The organism is Arenicella xantha, assembly GCF_003315245.1.
GTDB lineage: Bacteria > Pseudomonadota > Gammaproteobacteria > Arenicellales > Arenicellaceae > Arenicella > Arenicella xantha.
Map to the genome: position 1 here is coordinate 21,465 of NZ_QNRT01000010.1, position 24,551 is coordinate 46,015.

Consider the following 24,551-nt stretch of genomic DNA (forward strand, 5'->3'; position numbering starts at 1 on the left):
GCGAGCTTAAACAGCCCGCGCGGCTAGTCGCTTTTAGATCCACTTAAACGCAGGCCAAAACGCTCGTACAACGAAGCACCTAAAATAAGCGTTACACCGACGATTCCGATTAACATCCAGTTACTCAAATCGGCAACTTGCACTACCTCAATTAGCAATAAAGCCAAAGCACCGAACGTAGCAATCTTTCCTGACAGCACCGCCACTTGGTTATTCGGCACCTGGCCACGTGTCAACCAGCTAGCTACTAATGAACCGACTGCGGCGACTAAGGCGCACAACTGCCAACCCATTCCACCATCGAGAATAGCAATCCATAAAGCCCCAAAAGCCAAAATGAAGCCAGTCACATTGAGGTTCCAAGTGTTCCAGACAGCGTCATTCGAACCCTTTAGCTGATCGATTAGCAAGCCATAGGAAAGTGCCAAAAATCCCGCAAAAGCTAGCGCTTCATGACCAATAGATAGCAGGTCAACGGCCCAAAAAGCAAACACCAGCCCAGTCAGAGCATGGAATATACGCACTGTTCGGCTTACCACATTCGGCGTATTGAATAGCTGACTCAGTGCACGCAGCGCAACATAGGCCAAACCACTCAAACAAGCCATCATGACCGCATCCACATGGTACAAACTCAACGCGCGGATCAATATAATCGCTGCCGGTAGAAAGAGAATAGCGAGCGAAGCCTTGCCTTCTAACGTCAATACTAGGTTCTCGGTAGCGCGCAAGCGCTTAACCAATAACACTGCCGCTAATATCGATACACCGACAATTAAACAGACGCCCAATGAACTACGCACAGGAATCAATAATGCCGACGACAATACCAGAAAGCCAAGCGTCAACGGCCCCGCAATACGACGCGCGAAGATACTGAAACTAAAATAAGCCACCAGCGACAATGCGACGAGCGCCCCGCAGAACACCGGCAAAAACATCATTGGATCAACCACTACCCACTGCATGACGCTTGGATAATTAGCCAGATGCCCGTCCCACTGCACCATGGAGTAGGTAAGCGCGCCCAAAATGGTAAAATTGGCGACCACTGAAAACAAGCTGAGTCCAAAAAATACCCGTGCGCCTTTTACCTCCTTCACCACAAAAGTTAACAGCAGGCCGACGCCTGTCAATAAGCCAGTTTGCGCTAACAGCTTCAAATAACGCGAGATATCATTCCCCTCGCTCCAACCCTTGAACATAAAGAGCGACATGGATGCGATAACGGCGCAAGCACCGATAAACCGTAGCACTTGCGACAATGACGTTACCCTTAACAAGGCCTCAAAAACCGATGGTTTGCTAGTTACCATTGAACGATCAATAGCTTGAGAGTCGATGCTATTCATGAGTTTTCTCCGGTTGATTGGTTGCTGATTCAGCTTGAATCAGCTTTAACTGCATCAATAAATCAGCTTCATCCTCTACCCGTGTAAGCTCAACATCGAGTGCATCGCGCGAACACGCATCACTCACCGCAAATTCATGCTCAAGGACCACCGACTCCCAACGCTCAAATGTTTCGCTAATGCTTTCATCATTGCGTACATGCGCCACCGCTCGATTAACGTCTGCAACGGTCTGACGTGAGCGCATTAGATTGTGTTTATGCGTCATTTCATCGAGCTTGCTTTGTAACTTAGATAGGTTATGAGACACGTCTCGAATTAACTCTCGTTGTTGTCCCGCCGCATAATTAAGGCGCCCGACCTCGGCTTCATATTGATTACGCCGCGCGACGCACTGCAGTGCCTTTGCCTGATCCGTTTCTGCCAACTTGGCCGCGCGCTCTGTCCACAATGAGTACTGCTCACGTGCTTCGGTCAACTGACGCTCATAGGCATTTAACTGTTGTTGTAGTGTGTTAATACGGGCTTTAGTCTTGGCTACCGATTGACGTGTTTGTTTAATTGTCGCCTCAACAATAGCGTCATGATTTTCGAGCTGCCCGACGGCTGAATCGAGCGTAGCGGAGATCGTTGTGGATAGTCTTTTAATCAATTTCATTGGTGCCTCCTGTATCGGCAATACGTTGATTTACTTTTTAGACTGAGGACATCGTGTGTCGAGGGGCAGATTAAGGCAACCTAAATGAAGAAAGTCATATATCGAGCACTAAAAGTTTAATATATTGGCACTTAACCCAATAGCACCAGCCAAAGCATCAATCACAAGTAAAGTAGCCACTCAACAGCCAGAACCATCAGTCAGCAGCGCTGCTGCGTAGACAAGTTATAAACTGCTGAACATCGATATTGCTTTGGAATTAATTACCCGCGCTGTAGTATCGATTTTTAAAATGATGTCGGTATTGGTTCACCACGCACATCGAAAGACAAAGAGGCAATACATGCAACAAACACGAATGTGGACGCGCGCAGCCGAAATGGCCGCGCAAACACCAGCCGAACGTAATCGCTACGTCGATCTACTCCGAGCACTGTCAATTGGGGCCGTGGTTTTCGGCCACTGGATAATGGCCGCACCGTATTTTCAAGCTGGCGTACCAAGCATGGACCACTTACTTCAGGTTCAGCCTTGGTCACGCTGGTTAACTTGGATCTTCCAAGTTATGCCGGTGTTCTTTTTCGTCGGAGGGTTTTCGAATGGTGTGTCATGGGACGGTGCACAAAAACGCAATCAGTCTTATTCCGTTTGGTTGGAATCTCGAATGCGCCGCCTGCTCGGACCGGTGATCCCGCTAGTCGTGTTGTGGGGAATCTTGGGCGTAGTTGGCTACGTCACTCAGGTCCACCCAAAGTTCATTGAAATCGGCTCGCAAGTATCGCTGGTACCAGTGTGGTTTCTAGCCATCTACTTTGTCATCGTAATGTTAGTACCGTTGACGCGATCAGCCTGGCGAAAATTCGGTATTCTCAGCATCATTGTGCCCCTGTTGCTAGCAGTCGGTGGTGATTGGCTATTCTTTAATACCGATTATCAGTCACTTGCGTGGTTCAATTATCTATTTGTTTGGGGCGCTGTTCATCAAATGGGCTATGCATGGCAAGAAGGTAAGTTGGGCGGCCTAGCTCAATCCACTTGTATTGCCATCGTCGGCATTACTGCACTCATTTTACTCACACAGTTCGGCCCGTACCCGACCAGTTTGGTAGGCGTTCCAGGCCAAGCACTGAGCAATACCACTCCGCCTAAATTACCACTGATTGCACTTGGCCTGACCCAAATAGGTCTGCTATTGATGCTCGAGGGACCGATGCGCCGCTGGTTATCACACGCTAAGGTTTGGACCAGCACGGTATTGGTAAACGGTCTGATTATGCCGATATTTTTATGGCACAGCACGGTAATGATGCTGCTTATTGGATTTTGCTTTTGGGTAATTCCCCAGGTGTTTTTCGCTGCGCCTGGCACGGGTCAATGGTGGGCATTGCGACCTGTTTGGGTAAGCGTGTTCTTTGCATTTATGATGCTTGGCTTACCACTATTCTTATGGCTCGAGCGAGTAGTCGGTTCCAGCAATCCTAGAACTAATTATCTAGCTGTTGTAATGCTCAGTGCCATTTTGACTTGCGCTGGCCTTGCACTCTTAGCTGGCGGCGGCGTGGTCGGCGATGGCCCAATGGGCATGAATTGGATCGCCGTATGTTTACCCGTATTAGGAGCCGTGCTGATCTCGGTTATGGGAAAACGGATAAGTAAATAGCATTGCACAAACGCTTGGTCTACTGTCTTTATGCTCTACCGTTATACGCTCACTCACGTAGTTAACAGACCGGTTGACTGAGCAATTTTGGCGACACCTTTAGTGTGCTCTACACACAAAAGGTGTCCGTCAGGTTCGCTATTCATTTTGAGTAATGATGCGTTTTTTCCCCATATATCGCTCGTAAAGCTCGGTATGCGCACGCTCTGAGAACGTATCATTCCGATCAGAATATTGTGATATCCAATCAACTAGCATCGCCAGATTATTATCTTGCGCTGCCTTTGATGGGTATTTATGCGGCTCCCATGGTCGCTGCCGTGCATTATCGATACAAGCATCTATCGGGAGCTTAAGAAAAATAATCTGGTTCGAGAAGGGCATCGCTATTTCCAGTAAGTCAGCGTAACAGCCTTCAATAACCCAAGCAGTATTCGACTCAATAAACTCTAAGATCAGTGCGGCAGATTCGTTTAGTGGCTTTCTCTCAGGCGGCATACATGGCTTCCATGCCAGTGTATCGAGATCCAAATGCGACAACCCATCGGCATCGCTTAATTTACCAGCGAGCGTTGATTTACCGGCACCTGAATTTCCAAAGATCAAAATTTTCTTCAACTACCACCTCCCCTCAGTAGCTCAATCACAGGCCATTTATTAATTCACAAGACGTGGCCACGGTAGACACTATTATAGTCATGTGACTAATTCAAATTAAGGAGTTTACTATGAGTGATCATGTCTATAAAAAAGCAGAGATCGTAGGATCATCTAAAACAAGTTTAGAAGACGCAATTGAGAATGCAATTGCGCGTGCATCTAAGACCATCAAGCATCTAGACTGGTTCGAGGTAACAGAAACTCGGGGTCACATAAAAGATGGCAAGGTTGGTCACTATCAAGTGACGTTGAAAGTTGGTTTTCGTCTCGAGGATTGATCACACTTACGGTTAGCCTCGGTAAATATAGCAAGCGCTCTTAGCTAGCAACTATCTAGGGGCGCAAAACACGTAAACTACTAACTTGTTAATCTCAACCTAAAAACAGTTCGGGAGTTCAAGTTATGTACAGCAGTCAAACCAACCTCACTGGAAGTTGCTTGTGCGGGGCCATTCGATACCAAGCAGAGACTCTGCGCCATACTATAGGAAATTGTCATTGTGGCATGTGCCGCAAATTTAGCGGAGCCGCCTTTTCCACCTTCGGCGAAGTACCTGCCGACAAGTTTAGATGGACCAGTGGCGAACATAAACTAAAAACTTATGTTGCACAAAATGGCAGTAAACGTCAGTTTTGTAGCGACTGCGGTTCGAGCTTGACCTTCGCGCAAGCACGCGGCGGGGAGGACATCGTGGAATTCTCTTTAGGAACACTCGATAGTGAGCTCGACTGTAAGCCCGATGCCCACATCTATCTAAACTACAAGGCCGATTGGTTTGAAGTTAATGACGATCTACTGCAATTCGCTGAAGGTCGAGAGCCATCTTAAATATGATCGATTGGACTTTTCATACCGGCTCTTCTTAGCAACTTTCCATAACGACCTTGTCTAGACATAAAAAAAGAGTGGCAACCAGTAGATACGCATACTATCGGTTACCACTCTCTTAACTTCTGCCCAACTCCACCAGGATAAAATAGAGCGAACAAAGCGAGCCATAAAAATGTTTCGCCTACGGATCTCGAAACGCAATTTTAGCCAGATGCAAAAACCAACCCGAGTCCCTCTCCTACAAAGCGACACGAAGATTATTACACCTGTGTTCTTGAACGAAACATGCTCAAATTACAACCACATAATTTTTGCAACTGCGACCCAAACTCAAACGCGAAGGAGCTACCGAGCACGTTGAGTAATGCGAGCAACAATCACCCTACATAAGTGTGATGTCGAAAATCCGCACTGTTATTAGAGCAAAGTTCGCTGTACGAATCGTCTGATCGTGACGGGAAGGACACCTTAATTGGCATTGGATGCCAATCTATACGCAGTTGGAGTCTGGCCGGTGACTTTTTTGAAAGCACTATAAAATGATGAGCGAGAGTTAAAACCAACCTCGTTCGCTATCATTAACACAGTGTCCTCAGTCGACTTAAGCCGCTCCATGGCCTCAAGCACACGCAAGCGATTTACGTAGTCAAAGAAAGTTTCATTGATATCAGTATTAAGAGCCTGAGATACGTAATTGGGTAACTCACCGATTTGCTCAGACAAAGCACGTAACGACAGATTTTCGTCACGATATTGTTTGTCTAACTCCAAAGCGCGGCGGATTTTGTCAGAAACAGCACGCAACTGCTCAGGACTCAAAGCCGATTTTTCATACTTTTTGGCGACTGAGTGATCGTCCCGTGTTTTGGCAATCTCAATTCTCAAACCAGGACGCTGGCGCAACCCCCACGCGGCAAAGAACCAAATTGCGGCGACACGCGCTAAACCGTTCCAAGGGTAATATGGGTTCGACATGCCATACAGGGCATACAAAATTTCGGCACCTAATTCTAGGCCTACATTAATCACTATTAGCCAAAGAGCCGAGCGAAACCAGTTTAGCTCCAGGTCTTCGGTACTCGCAAAGAGATCCATTAATTTTCGCCGATACCCAGACAGGCGAACCATGAGAAACACCACATAGACACAAAATTGCATCAGCGCCAAGATATTCAGAATCGCGTTAACACAACCTAAAAATCGCTGACCTGTTGTCAGGTCAGTAGGCGAATTTGCGCCAGCTCCCCATACCGTCACCACTAACGCCAATATTACAGCTGGCAACAATGGCACAACAAAATGGCCAATATCTGTTTTGCGCCAACCGCGCGAATGCTCTGAGGTGAGTTCGCGCACATAGATCCAAAAGAGCGGCGGTAACGTAAGCTCCACAACTAATTTAAACAGCGTTATTTCAGGCAAGTACGGAACCATGCCAGGCACGACAAGCGGTTCACGAACAATCAAACAAAACTGTACCACCGCGTTGGCTGCAAAAAAGAGTGCTAATGGCAGATACACATTTGAATGCGCAATGCGGCGCGCTAGCAAGTGTGCCGAAAACGCAGAAATTCCTAGCGCTAACGCTGAAATTATTGCAGCAAACATTCTACGACCTTTTGAAGCACAAGACTTATCCTGGGGAGTTTAAAACTGAGAACATAGCGATACCGACCCTTGCTCACCGCTGCCAACCAATCCGGTGAAGGTCGCTCTTCTCTAGCAACCTTCCGAGTAACCTTCGAATCCGTTATAAGCTACCTAGGTTGTGGCAAAAAAGAAAGATGTGGATTGGCATTAATCGCACAATTTAGCGGGGCAAAACCGAACCACAGACTCAGCGCCCAAGGCTAAATCTAACCAACCAGAAACTGACCCGACGATCTAGGTAAACACGGCTTCGTAACACATACCAGCCTGATCCGGACCAATTGGCACTAAAAATAGCAACAAATCACCAACCTCTGAATGCGTTAATGTATAAGTCCCTTGCTCGAGAATATCTTGGTTGTCAGAGCGAAAGACGGCCGAAAACGGTTCTTTCTGTCCACTTTCAACCGTATCAGCTGAAACGCTACTCACTTCAATCAAGGCGAGGTCTAGACGCGCTTGCTCTAATTCAATGCTAAACGACTCGTTTAATCGCTGCTCGTAGTCTTGTTTTGTCTTCATGAAACTCTCTTTTAACAACATACTTATAACAACATAGCAAAAATTCCAGCCTGCTTCGCTCCCCATCAATACACGGCAAACCGGACATCTGAAACGTAAGTATATTCATTCATCGCCTCGACCGCACGGCTATTCCATTAGCACTTTATGATTTAAGTCGGTCACGCGTTACGCTAGGTGCGCTAAGTTCCTGCGGAAGCCGGATGTAAGTCGGCCGAGGTTCCGCCATTCTGCCAATTTGAAACCGCCTTACCGTCCTTAAAGGTAATGATGTTGGTACCAGAGGTCGTCATTTTCACGCCATCTGACCCGGTACCCGTCATAGTCCAGCGGATTGCGACTTTATGACCTTCGCCAATCAAATCATTGATCGTGAAGTGCAAGTCTGGATAGGCTGCGCGCAACGACTTGGCCCAGTTGATCGTGCCGTCCACCTTTGATGGATGTCCGTTGTACGTATAGTTATCAGCAAGACTTAATTTAACGATGTCGGTAATACCATCATTAAATACGCCATTAAAAAATATCCGTGTCGCCTCCTTATTAATAACGGCGTCGACTTCTTTTCGTACACACGAACTGGTCAGCACGATGATGGCAATCAAACAGACTCCTCGGGAAACAGCTTGCGACATAATGGACTCCTATAAGGGTATTCTTGATTTAAATTAAACAGGCAATAACGAACTTGAGTGACCGTCTGCTAACACGGCCACTCAGTTCTCAAGTGCTAGCGTCGCGGTAACTTCGCTTGATGCACATCCAAATGAGCCGGCTTGGGATCAACGGCATGTTGCTGCCATTGTTTCCACTGAACAATTGAAATAGACGTTTGCAATGAATAGTCCAAAGATATCCACTCAGTGCGCTCCGAATTGGCATAACTAGGCTGCCCTGGCAGTACGTTAACCGGGCCAGATTCAGTAGCAACCGTAGTGTTGTATGGCTCAGCAGCCGGCGTGCTCGCAAAGAAAATCGAGTCTATTTCTGGGAAACTAATCGTCACATCGCCTACCTCTCTCTGCGACGCAGGGGCGCCACTGGCATCAATCCAACTGCCATCGGCAGCTTGCAACGCACATTCAGAAGTAAGCCCACCGAACTGAGCTGCTATCGGCGGTACATTAATATTTTGATCGGCTACCGACGCCGACCCATGGCAGGACATGCACGAGCTATAAGCTTTGTCGGCCGGCCCATCAAGCCGAGCGTTACAGCCTAAATGACCAGGATGAGCAAATTGATCGGCGCCGCCGTCCTCGTTCAACATGTCAACGGTATCCCAAAAAATCACCATGTCATCAAAGCCATTTTGGCGGGGCGCTTCAGGATAAGAAGAAGCCAGCACGCCAGCAGGCGGTGTGGAGTTGCCCCACATTAGCCCAAGTGGTGAGATTCGCTTCCACGGGCTCGGCTCGGTGGCCTTGCGCTGCCCATCGGCCACAAAGGTACCAAATACCCATTCTGTTCCTTCAGCACGTGAGTCTTTTACCGCAAGATCAAATTGGAGCAATGTAACTGGGCCGTACTTATCTAAGCTACGAGGACATTGCTGACTTTCTTCGGTCATGGTGCACTGCGCCGCACCAGACCGCGACTTGCAGCCACAAAAATCCGGCGATGAAATATTCGCCTTCCAGACCGGTAGATTGTTTAGCATTGGCATCTGTGCCGACGACAAAGTTGTGAACAATGGCTTGCCGACCACTGCACCTTCGGCGAATGACACGTTTTCGGTGGGGATTTGTGGTTGGCCATCCGCTTTCCAAATAGTGCCGAGCGTGTAAGCTGCCGTTGGGTTGAAGAAACCCACCGCCCACATCGTACCGTTCAACGGTTCCGGCGACGTGTTCATACTAAATGATACTGGCGCTTCACGCGTAAGCCCATGAGTGAATTCGCGACCGGCTAACACGTTATAAGTCTGAAACGGAATATTGAACCACGCGCGAACCGGATTGTTGCATACATCCCAATCAGTTTCGACGTTACCACTATTGATGTTGCCGGCGAAAATATACTCCAATACTAACCAGCTGTATTCCAACGCGAGTTTTTGCTTCATATCCGGTTCAGTACTTGCGTCAAACAACGGATCAAACCGAGCATCACGCCACGGCTGATCGGCTATTTCATTAGGCAACTCCGTTGGGTAGCCATCACTCAACCTAAATATCGGCCCTTGATAGCCCGGCATGGGTTGGTCTGATACCGTTTGCCCTTCATACATCTCAGGAAATTTGGGGTCTTGCCAATAGCTTGGATAGGTTCCAGTACAAGTTCCCTTATTTTGCACGGGCGCTGTAGGCGGCGCAGGCACCGGGGCGACCTCCACTGAGGCTTGCTTAAGCGACGTATCGGTCGGCGTGCTGGATTGATCGGAGCAGGCAAACAAGAGCCCGCTAAATAAGGTGATGAGTAGGGTTTTATGCTTCATTAGAAAATCTCCTTAGTCTGTGAGCGATGGTGTGATGTGAGATTAATCGTGTCCCGACATTCGTGCGGTATCTCCTCTATGGGAACTAGGCTCGTTTGTTGGCTAGTTCCGTATTCTTGACGACGGAAAATGCTCCTCCGCAACTATCTTGTCTGCGTGAACATTTGTACGTGCTATATGCGCAACCTGGAAAGGTTTTAGCGTTAAATCTGAAACCGAACCAGCAATCCGCTGTGGTATTTGCCACCCATGGTAATAACGCTGCGCTACTCGTTTGGATCGCCAAGCTGATCTCGTGATCAGCGGCAAGGGTCCCATCCCCCCCAAACGAGTAGCGGCGCAACCAACCCCAACACAACCCGTGTGAAACTTTGCGTACCCGCCTTCAACAGTCTTTTAAAACTCATGGCGTATTCCCGATTCCCAACCAACTGCGGGTTGGCATTTGACATCCTGTGCGTACACTTTCTCACATTTATTTGACAAGTGTCTATAGTCCAAAAGGACTAGCAATGAGTTATGGCGGGGTATACAGAGTACTGCGAGGCATCCATGCCGCAATTATTCTTTCAACATCAGGCCTCGTTGCGAGGCCCAATCGGTACTTACTTTTTCTGACCTATTTTTCCTTCAGTGCCCGCTTTTAATCGTTCAATATTTTCTTTATGCCGTTGAAAAGTAAACGCCACTATCCAGAATACACCACCGATTAGTTGCAGCTGATCTGGCTGATTGAATACCGCGAAACTGGCTAATCCAGTAACCGCACTCGCGACTAGCGCGGCTAACGATGAATACCGACTCAACGCCGCGGTCGCGACCCAAACTAATACAAAGATGGCCAATAATTGCCAGCTCAGCGCAGCATAAACCCCTATCGCAGTCGCCACACCTTTACCGCCTTTGAAGCCAAAAAAGATAGGAAACAAATGCCCCATAAACGCTGCTATCGCGACCAACGCGAGCATGCCGTTAGAGACACCAGCGTATTGCGCCAGCAGAACCGGGATCACACCTTTTAGAACATCGCCCAGCAAGGTAACAATTGCCGCGGCTTTACTTCCCGAGCGCAATACATTGGTTGCCCCGGGGTTGCCACTGCCAACCTCACGAGGGTCATCTAAGCGAAATAGCTTGGAGACGATAACTGCACTGGATATTGAACCCATCAGATAGGCGAACACTGGCCATAAGAACGGAGGAATTGCCGACATAGTATTAATAACTGCGTTTAGTGATGCCCTGATTGTACTGTGTTAAAGTGACAAAGGCTCACAAAAACAAGACGAGTAAGCAATTTGGACACTATCTACTTAAAAGGTTTGACGCTGAAATGCACAATTGGCGTTTGGCAATGGGAGCAAGCCATTAAACAAACACTCAAACTCGATATCGAGTTGAGCACCGATGCCAGCAAAGCCGCTCAAGATGATGATCTTGAGCAAGCCTTAGATTACCAGAAAGTTGCTGAACGAATGCAAATGGTCGCCAATGAAGCACCCGTCAAGCTACTGGAGACACTCGCGACACGACTAGCCAATGTACTGCTAGATGAATTCGAAACTACTCGAGTCAAACTAACTTTAGACAAAGGCCAAGCCGTCAAAGGCGTTAAAAACGTTGGTATCATAATCGAGCGATCACGCGACTAGATCCGGCGTCTTAAGGCGGACAATCACTGCATATCTGATGCAACGACTATTCCCAGAACTTGCTTAAAAACTTGCCTGCCGAGCTACGTTACAATTCCCATCGAGACCCGAATGTCACTCAACTCGTCGGCTCGAATGTCGAGTTTGTTCTCGGCAAATTGGTCGGCAGGTAACTTCGCTAACTCTTCGGCTTTAGCCATCGCTACGTCGACGACCTGGGCAGGTTCAACCACTTCATCAAGCATACCAATTTGAGCGGCTAGTACCGGGTCATAGGCACGCGACTGCACAATCGCTTGGCCGTGATGACGAGGGTCGATGTGAGCCTTAGCAATAATTTTCAAGAGTGGTGTAAAGGGCATACCAATTGCCGTTTCTGGGAGTCGAATAGCAAACTCTCCACTAGCGCCAACACGATAATCAGCAGCTAATAGCATGAAAACACCCATTCCAACTGCGTGACCTTCGCAGGCAATCACCACCGGTTGCGGATGAGAGTATAATTTCTCCATAAAAATCATACCCTGATTAAGCATACCTTTAGCCACGTCCATACCTTGGGCCAATACTTTTAGGTCGAACCCAGCCGAAAACATGCCTGGATTACCGCAAATCAACACGGCTTTGGCTTCTTTATTAGCACGCTCTAGACTATCCATTAAGCCTTCCGACAACTCCTTTGAGAGGGGGTTCGCTTTACCATTGTCGAGCGAAATTTTCGCCACGCCGCTATCTAATAACTCGTATTTCATCTTGCTACCTTAAAGTCTGCCAAAATCAAAGGTAAGAATATAACGCACCGCGACGCTTTCGCAGTAGCACTTTTATTATTGAGAATGCCTCGCCAACAGTCTTGATCAACCAAAACTTGGCTAATGTTCTAAAAGCTTTGGCAATTTTGCCACCATCAAATAACTTTGATTCATTAATAATATAAAAACATGTCACTTCCGATATATCACGTTTAGGCGTAATTTAGCACCAGCTGACTAATTGCATGTGCAACGAAGTAGATCAATGAGGTTAGCAATTCTTAATTTTGTGTTTGTTCCCACATCGGAGAAATTGCTATGACTAAACTTACATCTTTCATCCTTGGCGCTGCTATCGCAGGTGCTTCTTTGTCAACCCATGCCAGCACTGACTTGGACCTTGAACTCAGTCGATGCGCTGAAGCTGCACTTGCCTCACAACAAGTAAGCGTGAAAAAAATTCGCGTTGAAACACCAACCAACGACGCAGCACTGATGGATCATGACCTGTCTCAACGTGTTACCGAATATCGTATGCGAATTGCTAGCGACATCTCTGGCCAAGAGCTAGGTAATGTTACTTGTCGAATCAGCAAGTCCGGCGAAGTGACCTCAGCAAAATTTGACGCTTAAACGAGTCCATTTTGCAAAGCTTGCAGGGCCAGCTTGACCTAACGTTCAGCTGGCTCTAAGCGTTATTCAATACGCTCGTGCGGGCCGACTACACAAACAAGCCAGCACACCAAACATTATTAAAACATTACTGATCGCCCGCCATCTACGGCAATAATCTGACCGGTAATGTAATCCGCATCATCTACCAAAAAACGCACTAATTTCGCGACATCTTCGGGTTTACCCATACGTTGCAAAGGGATTTTCTCGAGCACTTCGGTTTGAGTGGCTGCCACCGCGGTGTGCTCTGGCCATAGAATTGCACCGGGCGCTACGGCATTGACTCGAATGTTCGGCGCTAAATCTCGCGCCAGCGATTTAGTCAGCATTTCGAGACCAGCCTTGGCCGAACAATAGATTGGATGATGCGCCATTGGATGACGTGCGTGAATGTCCACCAGATTAATAATCGATCCATTCGTTTCGCGTAAATGCTTTACCGCGGCTTTAGCGATAAATGCCGGCGCCTTTAGGTTGCTGCCAATTAGATCTTTCCAAAAATCATCCTCAATAAGCTCGATCGGCGTTGGGTAGAAAGTTGACGCATTATTCACGACCACATCTAAGCGACCAAACTGATCTAAGCATTGCTTTATCATGCCAGGTATACAAGATAGATCCAGTAGGTCACCTTGCACAGCAATTGCGCTATCCGGTCGTTGATCATTCAATTGTGTGGCGAGACTGTGAGCTTCAGACGATGAAGAACGATAATGAATCGCTATATTGTGCCCGACTTCGTGCATGGTGAGAGCAATCTGTCGACCAATGCGACGTGCTCCACCGGTAATTAATATGGTTTTAGGAGAAGAGTTCATTTAAAGATGCAAATAACACAACAAAAACTTACTATATCGCATTCTTGTCAATACACCTTTAACTTCCGCGACTAACCCATGGATTTGTATCAAGCTGTGGTCTTGGCCATTATCCAAGGCCTTACCGAATTCCTGCCTATCTCGAGTTCTGCCCACCTAATTCTGGTGCCAGAGCTACTCGGCTGGCAGGATCAAGGCCTCGCTTTCGACGTGGCCGTCCATGTCGGAACCTTAATCGCGGTAGTCGCGTTCTTATTGCCAGAGATTACTCGAATCGTGCCTGCATGGTTTGCTGGCTGGGTAAATCGACAATGGAGCAACGACGGACAACTCGGATGGCTAGTCATATTAGCGACTATTCCGGTCGGCATTGTTGGGTTATTGGCCGGTGATTGGATTGAAATTAATTTGCGCTCAGCAATGGTGATTGCCGCTAGCACACTGCTGTTTGGTCTACTACTCGGCTGGGCTGACCGCGGCGGCGACAAAAATCATAAACCGATGACCAAACTCGGCTGGAAAGACACGCTCATCGTCGGCAGTGCTCAAGCGCTCGCGCTGATTCCAGGAACATCTCGGTCAGGTATCACCATGACCGCACTGCTTGCGCTCGGCTACACCCGAACCGCCGCTGCACGCTTTTCATTTTTAATGGCGGTGCCAGCGATTGCATTGCCCGGACTGCTAAAATCGGCCGAGCTAGCGCAAAGCCAAGCCACTACCAACTGGACAATGTTAGCCGTCGGCGTGCTTGTTTCAGCAATCGTGGCATTTCTGTGTATGCAGTTGTTTATGCGCTTTGTCGAGCGCGTTGGCATGTTACCGTTTGTCCTTTACCGAATATTTTTAAGCTTGGTTATAGTAGGCTTTATGTTATGAGCGATTCCGATTTTCGACAGCGATTCGTATTTGATAACCTCGATGTTCGAGGCTGTATTGTACGCTTAGACGAAACCTGCGCTGCCATTCAAAATACCCATCACTACCCGCCGCAATTGGCCAGTGTACTAAACGAGTTTGCATTAGCCGCTACCCTGCTGCGTGATTCAATCAAAGTCGAAGGGAGCCTTACCATTCAGCTTAGAACGCCGGGCGCTATTTCGTTGTTGATGGCCGACTGTATGTCCGACCGTCGCGTGCGAGCTATAGCCGAATACAGCAATGACTTATTGGCGCCAGACGACCCCATTCACCTCAACAACCTAGGTGCGGGATCAACTCTAGCAATCACCATTACACCAGATGAGGGGGAGCGCTATCAAAGTATAGTGGCGATCGAACAACCAACTCTCGCGGCATGTTTAGAAGATTACTTTGCACGCTCAGAACAATTACCGAGCCTGTTCAGATTCCATGCCGACCAACACGTCGCCACCGGCATCGCTCTACACGCATTACCGGCCCACAAAGAGAAAGATGCCGCAACCAGCTTAGATAACTTTGACCGATTACGAGTATTGCTCAACACGCTAACGCCCGAAGAAGCACTCACATTGCCGGCCACTGAAATATTGCTAAGACTGTTCCATGAGGAAGACTGTCGCCTATTTGATGCACATCGTGTTGAATTTGGCTGTGTCTGTTCCTCCGAAAAATCCCTCGATGCGGTGAAAGCGCTTGGACAAGACGATGTCAAAGCCCTAATTGCAGAAAAACAGGCCGCCGGGGAATCCACACTCGTCATCGACTGCCACTTTTGCTTTCAGCGTTACGAATTTGAATTCAACCAACTAACTAACTTATTTACGTCATGAGCACCTCCCTAAAAGACCAACTTCTTAAAGCTGGTTTAGTCAAAAAGAAAGACGTTCAAAAAACCGCCAAAAAAAAGGCTCCAAGCGTACCTAAAAAGGCTCGCAACAAAGCCAGTGAGGCCACATTGCGCGCGCAACGCGCCATGCTAGACAAGGCAAAGAAGGACAAGGCTCTCAATGAAAAACGCAAAGCCGAGGCCGAACGCAAAGCGCGCTATGCACAAATTAAACAGTTAGTAGATGGCGGTAAACTTGATCGCAAAAAAGGTGAAACAGCGTTTAATTTTCCATTTAAGAAGAAAATCAAAACTATCTACGTTACCGATGAGCAACATAAATTACTTAGCAAACAGCAAGTTACCATTATTTCAATGGACAATGAATTGTTTGAAATTGTGCCTAAGAAAGTCGCTGAGCAGGTCGCAAAGCGCGAACCACAACGTATTATCAACATTAGTTCTAGTAGTGATACGCCGAGTGCCAATGATCCGTATGCGGATTATGAAATTCCCGACGACCTTATTTGGTAGCCTGAATGAATCAAACTGACGACCTTCTGACCCAAATCTTAGCGTGGTTGGCTCAACCGATTGCCTTGTATTGGCTAGTAGCGAGCAGCGCAATTTTGCTATTCGCATTGTTAGTCAACATTATTCGCACCAGTAAGCGCATCACCAAGCTTGACCAAGAACGGCAGCAACTGGCAATCATTCAAGCAACGCAAAGTCAGAAGATAGACAGCCTCAGCTCCGATAACAGCCAATTACTCAACAAGGCCGAGGAAAGCAGCCTTCAGCTAACGCGTTTAACCAGCGAGACCGCGCAATTGAAGAGCAGCCGCGATGAAAAAGCGGAGCAACTTGCAAACAATGAGAATGAGCGCCTGGGCCTGCGTGAGATGGTTGAGAACTATCAACGCAAAGTGAGTCGACTCGAAGCCGATATGCGGGAGCAAAATGCTCGGCTGCAGTCAGAGCAAGATAAACTAAGCGAACTCAAAGCGCAGTTTGAAATTCAGAAATCCCAGCTGAAAACTGAGTTCAAGGTGGTTTCCGAGGAAATCATCAAAGAGCGACAAAGCATGCTGACTGAACAGAACAAGGTCGGAGTGAGTGCCTTGTTACGGCCCTTGCAAGACCAAATTGAAGGGTTTCAGAAACGTATCAATCAAGTTCATGACGAAGCGGTCAAAGGCAATACCAGCCTTAAAACCGAAATCGAGAATGTCATGAAAATGGGCATTAAGATGCGCGACGAAGCAAACAGCCTCACTACTGCGTTAAAAGGTAGCTCGCAACAACGTGGCGCATGGGGCGAAGCCCAGCTCGAACGCACACTGGAAATGAGTGGCTTGGTTGAGCATGACCATTTTGAAAAACAAACATCGTTCGTGGACGATTCTGGTCGACGCAAACAAACCGACTATCTGATTAAATTACCTGGCGACAAATGCATCGTAATTGATAGCAAAGTGTCACTCAATGCCTATGAACGGGCCTCATCGGCGGATCCTGAGCAACAAGCCGACGCTATGAAAGGGCACTTATCCTCAGTGCGTCAACATATTAACGATCTAGCGTCTAAGGACTACACCAACCTATATGGTGTGCATAGCCCAGACTTTATCTTGATGTTTATGCCCGTCGAACCCGCTTACATCGAAGCATTAAAACAAGACCCTGAATTGTTTGGCTATGGTTACAGTAAGAATGTTGTGCTGGTATCGCATACCACGTTGATTCCAATACTACGTACCGTCGCCAATCTTTGGATGTTAGACCGCAGCAATAAAGAAGCACGCCTACTCGGCGAGCGTGCAGGTGATATCTATAACTCAGTGGTGCTTGTGTCAGAACGCTTACAAAAGCTCGGTAAGACGTTGAACACAGCGAGCAATCATTTCAATGACACCGTGACATCATTAGCTGGCACGCAAGGGCTCCAAGGCAAGGTTCAACGATTTAATGAACTGTCTGCAAAGGCCAATAAAACCATGCCCGAGCTTGAACACTCACACATCGAATTTGACACCAGCAAACTTAATGCGCAGCCGATTGGCCGTGTAGAAGGCGATACAGACGAATAATAGATACTGAACAACCTAGGGGAAGGGCATGACTATAAAAAAAATTCTAATCACGGTCGTTGTTATTTTGCTGCTAGTAGCCGGCGTTGGCTTGGTTGTTGGACCGACGCTGATCGACAAAAGCATGAATGTAGTCAATGCCCACACATCGTACCCCGTATCAGATCGTGCTAAACAGCTACACCAATCCTTGGTTGTTGGCGACTGGCATGCCGATAGCCTATTGTGGAATCGTTCGCTTGAGGAGCGCCATGACTTCGGCCACGTTGACTTGCCTAGACTCCAAGCTGGCAATGTTAGCCTGCAAATGTTTACCACCGTAACCAAATCACCGAGCGGCCTTAACTATGAAGAAAACAGCGCTGAGGCAAACGACAGTATTACCAGCCTCGCGATGTTACAACGGTGGCCTAGCAAAACTTGGAACAGCTTGACTGAACGCGCACTGTACCAAGCAAGTAAACTCCACGCAGCGGCGGCAGCCAACCCAGACGACCTGGTGGTAGTGCGCTCGCAAGCCGAGCTTACTGAGTTTAGCCAGCGTCGACAATCGAACCCGAGCCTAGTTGCCGGCTTACTCGGCACAGAAGGCTCACACGCTCTAGATGGTGAACTCAGCAATGTCCAACGTCTCTATGATGCGGGTTTCCGAATGATGAGCTTACAACATTTTTTCGACAACAAATTAGGCGGCTCGTTACACGGAACCAGCAATGCTGGGCTCACAGATTTTGGTCAACAGGTAGTGAGGAAAATCGAAAGCCTAAACATCGTGCTGGATGTATCACACTCTTCAGAAGCGGTGGTAAGCGACGTGCTAAAACTTGCATCTCGCCCATTGGTGGTAAGCCATACTGGCTTTAAGGGGCACTGCGACACACCGCGCAACATATCAGACTCGTTAATGCAGTCTATCGCGCAACAAGGCGGCTTGATAGCCGTTGGTTATTGGGATGCCGCGGCCTGTGGTGAAACGCCGACTGAAATCGTCTCAGCACTGCAATATGGTCTGTCGCTGGTCGGCGAAGACCATCTTTCTCTAGGCTCCGACTTCGACGGCACTGTCACCACGAGTCTAGACACCAGTGAATTACCAGCCTTAACCCACGCCATGCTTGAAGCTGGGTTTAGCGAAAGCCAGATTAGTAAAATCATGGGCGGAAACATGCTTCGATTCCTACAAACATATTTGCCTGAAAATTAGTCCTAGCGGCACGCAACGAGCTAACAACCCATGACAGCCAATCGAATAATATCAACTATTCTCTGCGCCAGTAGCTTGCTACTTACCTCGCTCAACGCCACTGCACAAAGTGTTGATGACGAAGATCTACTTAACTTCTTGCCGGGCATTTTAGCGGGAGTCAAACGTCTGCCGATTCCGATCGACTTCAACGTAAAAAAGCCGGTTCTAGAGTCACCGAATGAATACCTGATCGACCTAAGCAATTGGGGGGTTCCAAGCAATGGAACAAATGCTTTAGCCACCACTAACGGCTTGCAGGCCGCATTAGACTGGGCTGATTCAAACGGCTATAACAAGGTGATTATTCCCAACGGGACATTTTTGATCGGAAAGTACGGTAATTCAATTTACCAGCGCGGACTCGAGTTGCATAGCAACATGAGCTTAGAGTTGAGCCCAAATACCGTACTGAAGATGGCTCCCAATGACAAATGGAATTATTGCATTCTCGCACTCACTGGCGACACCAATGTAACGATCCGCGGCGGCACCTTGATCGGCGACCGCAATGAGCATACCTATACACCACGCAGCAACGACGGCAAAACCGCACACGATGAAGGCCACGGAATTTGCATTCAAAGCGGATCAACACGAATATTGGTTGAAGATATGACGATCCGAAATCTCACCGGTGATGGCCTGTTGTTGGTCAACGATATTGAGGACGTGACGATTCGCAACAACAATATTTACAATAACCGTCGCCAAGGAGTATCGCTAGTTGGCACCTTACGCGTGGCGATTGAAGCAAACGAAATTCATCACATTAAAGGCACTTCGCCGCAGTTTGGCATCGACATTGAAGGCGCAGGACGTTCAGATAAAGACATTCTGATTCGCAAGAATTATTTTCACCACAACCGTGGCGGCGACATAGTTAGCAGCACCGGACGCAACACCTTCATTGTGGATAACGTATTAGAACAGGGCGATGGCAGCAGCTATATCGACGGACCGCTCGTCACCTGGCACCGTTCAAGCCACGTAATCGCACATAATAAAATCACCATGTTAAGCCGTTCGGTCAATGGCTTACTAGGCTACATTCAATACTCAAGTGGCGGCCCTAAAGCGCATAATGAAATCACCTACGTGCACGACAATGTGTGCAATGGCTGCGGTATGTATATGTATAAAAGCGCCGACGCCGACATTCGCCGTAATAAATGGCTTGGCTACTTTTTAGCCTTGAACGAGTTTGACAATGCCACAGTGATCGATAATGTCACGACCACTCACACCGAACCTGGCAGCCCAAGCTACTGCTGGTCTTATCGAATTCGCGACACAACTGGCCAAGCAGCCGGCAACACGCACAACGGTGTGGCCGTCAATTTACCGCTTAGCAACGTACCGTGGACCACCGCCTGCCTGCGCTAAGAATCCGTTAATCGGCCTCCCTCACAATAGCCTTTTGCACGACTTTTATGGCGCTGATGCGAGCTTGATGAATACGCTGCTGAATCAAACCACCATCACTTAAGCCTTGCGCAATTGATCCGGCGTCGACCTGTTTGGCGGCTTGTTGAAATTTTAAAAACAACTCAGCTTGTGGGTACTCTCGGTCTTCAAACCCGGTACGCCCACGGGCATCGGCAAGACAACACAAAGCCACTCGGTTAGCGCGCTCGTCATCCATCAAACTGCGTGTTTTCTCTAGCATTTCAAGCACCGTTTTCGCACGCAGCTCAAACATTTTGTGCATATGTAAATGGTACTCGGACACCGCCAACGCTAATGCTTGGTACTTTTTAGGCACTCTTAGTCGTGTGCACAAGTCCCGAATCAGTGGAAGTCCACGCTGCTCGTGGCCACGATGCGACGGCAGCTCATCAGACGGAGTTCGCGCCTTGCCGAGGTCATGTACCAATGCCGCAAACCGCACCAAAGGATCAGGTGTCAGCCTTGCAGCTTGTTCAACGACCATTAGCGTATGTATACCGGAGTCTACTTCTGGATGATATTTGGCCGTTTGAGGTATCCCGAATAGGGCTTCGATCTCCGGTAATATGCGAGCCAATGCGCCACACTCTCGGAGCACTGAGAAAAATAGCTGCGGTGCATCAGTGTCTAAGGCTTTACGCATTTCAGCCCAAACCCGCTCAGGCACCAACGCGTCAACTTCGCCGTTTTGCACCATCTCGCGCATTAACGACATGGTCTCAGGCGCTACGGTAAACTTAAACCGCGCGGCAAAACGAGCGGTTCGTAAGATACGCACCGGGTCTTCGACAAACGCGTCAGACACATGACGTAGCACGCCAGCCTCTAGGTCTCGCCGACCGTGATAAGGGTCAATTATATTGCCATCGACATCTTCAGCCATGGCGTTAACCGTTAAGTCACGACGCGCTAAATCCTGCTCGAGTGTTATTTCAGCCGACGCATTGAACTGGAAACCTTGATACCCTTTAGCCGTTTTGCGCTCAGTACGAGCCAACGCATACTCTTCACCTGAGCGTTTATCAATAAATACCGGAAAGTCCTTGCCGACCGGCTGATACCCTTTCTCGACCATTATTTCAGGTGTCGCACCAACAACAACCCAATCTCGATCTAATACCTGCCGCCCGAGTAAACGATCACGAATGGCGCCTCCAACTAAATATACATCCATGCAAGGCCCATTAGTGAATTCCGTATTGATCGCGGTAAGCTTGCATACGATCGAGATTCTCTTGTTGGTCTGGCTGTTTCTTCAAGTACTCAATTAAGTCTGCCAAGGTCGCAATTGCAACAACCGGCATACCATACTCTGCTTCAACCTGCTGAATCGCAGAGGTATCAGTTGGCACGCCATCTTTTTGGCCTTTTTCTTGCCGATCAAGTGCCAGAAATACCGCTGAAGGCGTGGCGCCAGCGGCGGTGATCATAGCGTATGATTCACGAATCGCCGTACCAGCCGTAATAACGTCATCTATAATTGCAACATTACCGGTGAGTTCTGCCCCGACCATGCTACCGCCTTCGCCATGATTTTTCTTTTCCTTACGATTAAACGCAAATGGAATCTCTTTGCCAGATGCTTCTGACAACGCCATAGCAACCGCACATGACAGCGTAATACCCTTGTAGGCGGGACCGAATAAAACGTCGAACTCGATGTCAGAATGTTCAATACTGGTCGCGAAATAGCGACTGAACTGCAACATCGTAGCGCCACTATTGAACAGCCCAGTATTAAAAAAGTAAGGGCTGAGGCGGCCAGACTTAAGAGTGAACTCACCAAACCGGAGTACACCGGTTTTGAGTGCGAATTCGATAAATTGTTCTTGGTATGGAAGCATAGTAATTAATCTGTATGGCAATTCAAGTATGATACCTAGAGAAACAGAATTCGCCATACTAAAAAATGAAAGTAATCTCCATAAACGTAAACGGTATCCGCGCAGCAGCGCGCAAAGGCATGTTCGAATGGCTCAATCAAGTTGATGCCGACGTTATATGCTTGCAAGAACTCAAAGCACAACCCGACCAAATCGAAGGTGAGCCATACCATCCAGAGGGCTACCACACGTTTTTTCATTCAGCCGAAAAGAAGGGCTACAGCGGGGTAGGCATCTATTGTAAGCAACAGCCCGATGCTGTGCAGCATGGTTTCGGTGATGGCTTTGCCGATGCTGACTCCGAGGGCCGATACCTACAAGCAGATTTCGGCGATTTAAGCGTGGTGTCGCTGTATATGCCATCCGGCTCCAGTAAAGACGAACGGCAAGAGTTCAAGATTGATTTGATGCAGCGTTTTGAAGCCAAACTCGCGGAGATCGCTGATTCTGGTCGACATTGGATTCTCTGTGGTGACTGGAATATCGCGCACAAGAAAGCCGATATTAAAAATTGGCGCGGCAATCAGAAAAATTCCGGATTCCTACCTGAAGAACGTCAATGGATGGACTGGCTGTTCGGTGAGTCGTCGAGTGAAACTAGCGACGAGGTGCGTGGCAACGCGGGATTCCATGACGCATTCCGCTTAATCAATCAACAAGAGCATCAATATACTTGGTGGTCTAACCGTGGGCAGGCCTGGGCTAACAATACTGGTTGGCGCATTGATTATCATGTCATTACCGACAGCTTAAAGGACAAAGTGATCCCCGGTTCAGATCTTATTTATAAAGAAGAACGTTTTTCCGATCACGCGCCACTTGTCATTGAGTATGATTTGTAACGGTTAGCTGTGAGTACAACAATCGATACAAGCGCGTCGGAGTCAATACGTTGGTGGCGCGAGAAACCCGTTTGGATCATGCTAATGCTCGGGTTTTCAGCCGGCATTCCGATATTGCTAATCTTCTCGAGTCTGTCATTATGGCTGCGCGAAGCTGGCGTTTCTAAGTCATCGGTTACGTTTTTTAGTTGGGCTGCACTCGGCTACTCCTTCAAGTTCATCTGGGCCCCATTAATCGATAAATTACCGGTTCCAGTATTGAGCAAGCTTATGGGTCGCCGACGCGGTTGGTTATTAGTTGCACAATGCGCAGTAATTTCCGCTATTTGTCTAATGGCCGTGACCGATCCGCAACAAGGGTTGGTCGCCATGGCGCTCGCCGCCGTGCTACTTGGGTTCTCGTCAGCCACACAAGACGTAGTGATTGATGCGTTTCGCATTGAGTCTGCCAACGCTCGCATGCAAGCGATTTTAGGCTCAACCTACCTAGCTGGCTACCGCATTGCGATGATAGTAGCCGGGGCTGGGGCCTTGTATCTTGCTGAATATTTCGGCAGCACCAGCACCAACTACTCCTACATAGCGTGGCGCAATACCTATTTTTGCATGGCGCTATTTATGCTGGTCGGTGTGGCCACCACACTGTGCATCAAAGAGCCGACTCGCGCTGAAAGCAATGATTACCCTTACGCAACGCGCGATTATGCTCGCTTTTTAGCGGTCTTTATTTTGTCGTTAGCGATTTTGATTGCTATCTTTCTAGTGACCCCAAGCGCTCCGGATGTTTTCTCCGGCGGCACACAAACAATCTTTACGTTTCTTTTTAACGCCGGAATTTTTTGCCTGGCATTAGCCAGCGCAATCATGTCAGCCATGCTCTGCACTAAATTGCAGTTAGTAAACCGCCAAATGGTTGAGCAGGGTTATGTCGAGCCCATCAAAGACTTCTTCAAGCGCTACGGAAAACTGGCTATCTGGGTATTGTTGCTGGTGGGGTTTTATCGCATCTCAGATATCGTACTGGGTATTATCGCCAATGTCTTTTATCAAGATATGGGTTATTCAAAAATTGATATCGCCAATGTGACTAAAGTATTTGGCGTACTGATGACAATCGTCGGAAGTTTTCTTGGTGGCGTGCTAGCTCTCAGAGTCGGCGTTATGCGCGCATTAATGCTGGGCGCCATCTTGGTGGTTGTAACTAACTTATTGTTTGTCTGGCTGACGGCCATCGGTAATCAATTCACTTATTTCGACATTCCACTTCCATCGTTTAGTTTCTCAGCTGGAGTCGAGTTTACTGGTTGGACATTTTTGTCTTTGCCGAAAGAACTCACGCTGGTAATTATTATGGATAACTTAACCCAAGGTATCGCTCTCATTGCTTTTATTGCATGGTTATCTAGCTTGACCAATGTGTCATTTACCGCAACTCAATACGCTATTTTCAGCTCGGTAATGACCTTATTTCCGAAGCTGTTTGGTGGTTACTCCGGCACCATTGTTGAGGCTTACGGTTACTCAAACTTTTTCATCTTTGCGAGCGCATTGGGCATTCCGATAATCGGGTTAATCTATTTTCTGTCGAGTCGACTCGAGTTTGAACAAGCGGCACGCACTCGCTAA

General features: G+C 48.0%; 25 protein-coding genes. 13 read left to right on the forward strand and 12 right to left on the reverse strand.

Going from position 1 to position 24,551, the window contains the following annotated elements; translation table 11 throughout:
• Positions 1-23 precede the first annotated feature (23 nt).
• Positions 24-1,352, reverse strand: coding sequence for a hypothetical protein (locus tag DFR28_RS18780; protein WP_113955945.1), 1,329 nt, complete (start codon positions 1,350-1,352; stop codon positions 24-26).
• A complete protein-coding gene (locus tag DFR28_RS18785; protein ID WP_113955946.1) occupies positions 1,345-2,010 on the reverse strand; it encodes a PspA/IM30 family protein in 666 nt (221 codons plus the stop codon). Before DFR28_RS18785 ends, DFR28_RS18780 begins: the two co-directional genes overlap by 8 nt.
• A gap of 343 nt (positions 2,011-2,353) precedes the next feature.
• Between DFR28_RS18785 and DFR28_RS18790 the strand changes: the two genes are divergently transcribed.
• Positions 2,354-3,670, forward strand: coding sequence for an acyltransferase family protein (locus tag DFR28_RS18790; RefSeq protein WP_170132185.1), 1,317 nt, complete (start codon positions 2,354-2,356; stop codon positions 3,668-3,670).
• A gap of 138 nt (positions 3,671-3,808) precedes the next feature.
• On the opposite strand, the gene DFR28_RS18795 is transcribed toward DFR28_RS18790, so the two are convergent.
• Positions 3,809-4,288, reverse strand: a complete 480-nt coding sequence (locus DFR28_RS18795; protein ID WP_113955948.1) for a P-loop NTPase family protein — start codon at positions 4,286-4,288, stop codon at positions 3,809-3,811.
• Between the two features lie 110 nt (positions 4,289-4,398).
• On the opposite strand from DFR28_RS18795, the gene DFR28_RS18800 reads away from it, so the two are divergent.
• On the forward strand, positions 4,399-4,608 hold the full coding sequence (locus tag DFR28_RS18800) for a dodecin (protein ID WP_113955949.1): 210 nt from the start codon (positions 4,399-4,401) through the stop codon (positions 4,606-4,608).
• A 125-nt stretch (positions 4,609-4,733) separates the two neighbouring features.
• Entirely contained in the window at positions 4,734-5,159 is a 426-nt protein-coding gene (locus DFR28_RS18805; RefSeq protein ID WP_113955950.1) for a GFA family protein, read from the forward strand.
• 471 nt (positions 5,160-5,630) lie between these two features.
• Here DFR28_RS18805 and DFR28_RS18810 read toward each other — a convergent pair whose 3' ends face one another.
• The 5 genes from DFR28_RS18810 to plsY all read right to left on the reverse strand — a co-directional run bounded on the left by DFR28_RS18810 (position 5,631) and on the right by plsY (position 10,985).
• On the reverse strand, positions 5,631-6,770 hold the full coding sequence (locus DFR28_RS18810; RefSeq protein ID WP_113955951.1) for a helix-turn-helix domain-containing protein: 1,140 nt from the start codon (positions 6,768-6,770) through the stop codon (positions 5,631-5,633).
• A gap of 276 nt (positions 6,771-7,046) precedes the next feature.
• Entirely contained in the window at positions 7,047-7,334 is a 288-nt protein-coding gene (locus tag DFR28_RS18815) for a DUF6916 family protein (RefSeq protein WP_147251069.1), read from the reverse strand.
• Between the two features lie 182 nt (positions 7,335-7,516).
• Complete coding sequence (locus DFR28_RS18820) at positions 7,517-7,969, reverse strand: ester cyclase (protein WP_113955953.1); 453 nt, start codon at positions 7,967-7,969, stop codon at positions 7,517-7,519.
• Positions 7,970-8,064: 95 nt separating this feature from the next.
• On the reverse strand, positions 8,065-9,771 hold the full coding sequence (locus DFR28_RS18825; protein WP_113955954.1) for a hypothetical protein: 1,707 nt from the start codon (positions 9,769-9,771) through the stop codon (positions 8,065-8,067).
• 605 nt (positions 9,772-10,376) lie between these two features.
• Entirely contained in the window at positions 10,377-10,985 is a 609-nt protein-coding gene (gene plsY, locus DFR28_RS18830; protein ID WP_113955955.1) for a glycerol-3-phosphate 1-O-acyltransferase PlsY, read from the reverse strand.
• Between the two features lie 84 nt (positions 10,986-11,069).
• Here plsY and folB point away from each other — a divergent pair, with 84 nt between their 5' ends.
• Entirely contained in the window at positions 11,070-11,423 is a 354-nt protein-coding gene (folB, locus tag DFR28_RS18835; protein WP_113955956.1) for a dihydroneopterin aldolase, read from the forward strand.
• 83 nt (positions 11,424-11,506) lie between these two features.
• On the opposite strand, the gene DFR28_RS18840 is transcribed toward folB, so the two are convergent.
• Positions 11,507-12,175, reverse strand: a complete 669-nt coding sequence (locus DFR28_RS18840) for a crotonase/enoyl-CoA hydratase family protein (RefSeq protein ID WP_113955957.1) — start codon at positions 12,173-12,175, stop codon at positions 11,507-11,509.
• 318 nt (positions 12,176-12,493) lie between these two features.
• Here DFR28_RS18840 and DFR28_RS18845 point away from each other — a divergent pair, with 318 nt between their 5' ends.
• Positions 12,494-12,808 carry a hypothetical protein gene (locus tag DFR28_RS18845; protein ID WP_113955958.1) on the forward strand — a complete coding sequence of 105 codons (315 nt, stop codon included), beginning with the start codon at positions 12,494-12,496 and terminating at the stop codon, positions 12,806-12,808.
• Between the two features lie 119 nt (positions 12,809-12,927).
• On the opposite strand, the gene DFR28_RS18850 is transcribed toward DFR28_RS18845, so the two are convergent.
• Positions 12,928-13,668: a pteridine reductase gene (locus DFR28_RS18850; RefSeq protein ID WP_113955959.1), complete on the reverse strand. Its 741-nt coding sequence runs from the start codon at positions 13,666-13,668 to the stop codon at positions 12,928-12,930.
• 78 nt (positions 13,669-13,746) lie between these two features.
• Here DFR28_RS18850 and DFR28_RS18855 point away from each other — a divergent pair, with 78 nt between their 5' ends.
• From DFR28_RS18855 to DFR28_RS18880, 6 genes are read left to right on the forward strand one after another with little or no spacing between them, the layout of a single operon-like run.
• The gene (locus tag DFR28_RS18855) at positions 13,747-14,547 is read left to right on the forward strand and encodes an undecaprenyl-diphosphate phosphatase (RefSeq protein ID WP_113955960.1); all 801 of its coding nucleotides are present in this window, start codon (positions 13,747-13,749) and stop codon (positions 14,545-14,547) included.
• Positions 14,544-15,422 carry an Hsp33 family molecular chaperone HslO gene (gene hslO, locus DFR28_RS18860; protein ID WP_113955961.1) on the forward strand — a complete coding sequence of 293 codons (879 nt, stop codon included), beginning with the start codon at positions 14,544-14,546 and terminating at the stop codon, positions 15,420-15,422. Before DFR28_RS18855 ends, hslO begins: the two co-directional genes overlap by 4 nt.
• Entirely contained in the window at positions 15,419-15,952 is a 534-nt protein-coding gene (locus DFR28_RS18865; RefSeq protein ID WP_113955962.1) for a DUF2058 domain-containing protein, read from the forward strand. Before hslO ends, DFR28_RS18865 begins: the two co-directional genes overlap by 4 nt.
• 5 nt (positions 15,953-15,957) lie before the next feature.
• A complete protein-coding gene (locus DFR28_RS18870) occupies positions 15,958-17,508 on the forward strand; it encodes a DNA recombination protein RmuC (RefSeq protein WP_113955963.1) in 1,551 nt (516 codons plus the stop codon).
• Between the two features lie 28 nt (positions 17,509-17,536).
• A complete protein-coding gene (locus DFR28_RS18875) occupies positions 17,537-18,712 on the forward strand; it encodes a dipeptidase (protein WP_113955964.1) in 1,176 nt (391 codons plus the stop codon).
• 30 nt (positions 18,713-18,742) lie between these two features.
• Complete coding sequence (locus tag DFR28_RS18880; RefSeq protein ID WP_113955965.1) at positions 18,743-20,137, forward strand: right-handed parallel beta-helix repeat-containing protein; 1,395 nt, start codon at positions 18,743-18,745, stop codon at positions 20,135-20,137.
• Between the two features lie 7 nt (positions 20,138-20,144).
• Here DFR28_RS18880 and DFR28_RS18885 read toward each other — a convergent pair whose 3' ends face one another.
• Positions 20,145-21,374, reverse strand: coding sequence for a multifunctional CCA addition/repair protein (locus tag DFR28_RS18885; RefSeq protein ID WP_113955966.1), 1,230 nt, complete (start codon positions 21,372-21,374; stop codon positions 20,145-20,147).
• Positions 21,375-21,384: 10 nt separating this feature from the next.
• Positions 21,385-22,044: an orotate phosphoribosyltransferase gene (pyrE, locus tag DFR28_RS18890; RefSeq protein WP_113955967.1), complete on the reverse strand. Its 660-nt coding sequence runs from the start codon at positions 22,042-22,044 to the stop codon at positions 21,385-21,387.
• A gap of 65 nt (positions 22,045-22,109) precedes the next feature.
• Here pyrE and DFR28_RS18895 point away from each other — a divergent pair, with 65 nt between their 5' ends.
• The gene (locus DFR28_RS18895) at positions 22,110-22,925 is read left to right on the forward strand and encodes an exodeoxyribonuclease III (RefSeq protein ID WP_113955968.1); all 816 of its coding nucleotides are present in this window, start codon (positions 22,110-22,112) and stop codon (positions 22,923-22,925) included.
• Positions 22,926-22,934: 9 nt separating this feature from the next.
• A complete protein-coding gene (locus tag DFR28_RS18900) occupies positions 22,935-24,551 on the forward strand; it encodes an AmpG family muropeptide MFS transporter (RefSeq protein WP_211317062.1) in 1,617 nt (538 codons plus the stop codon).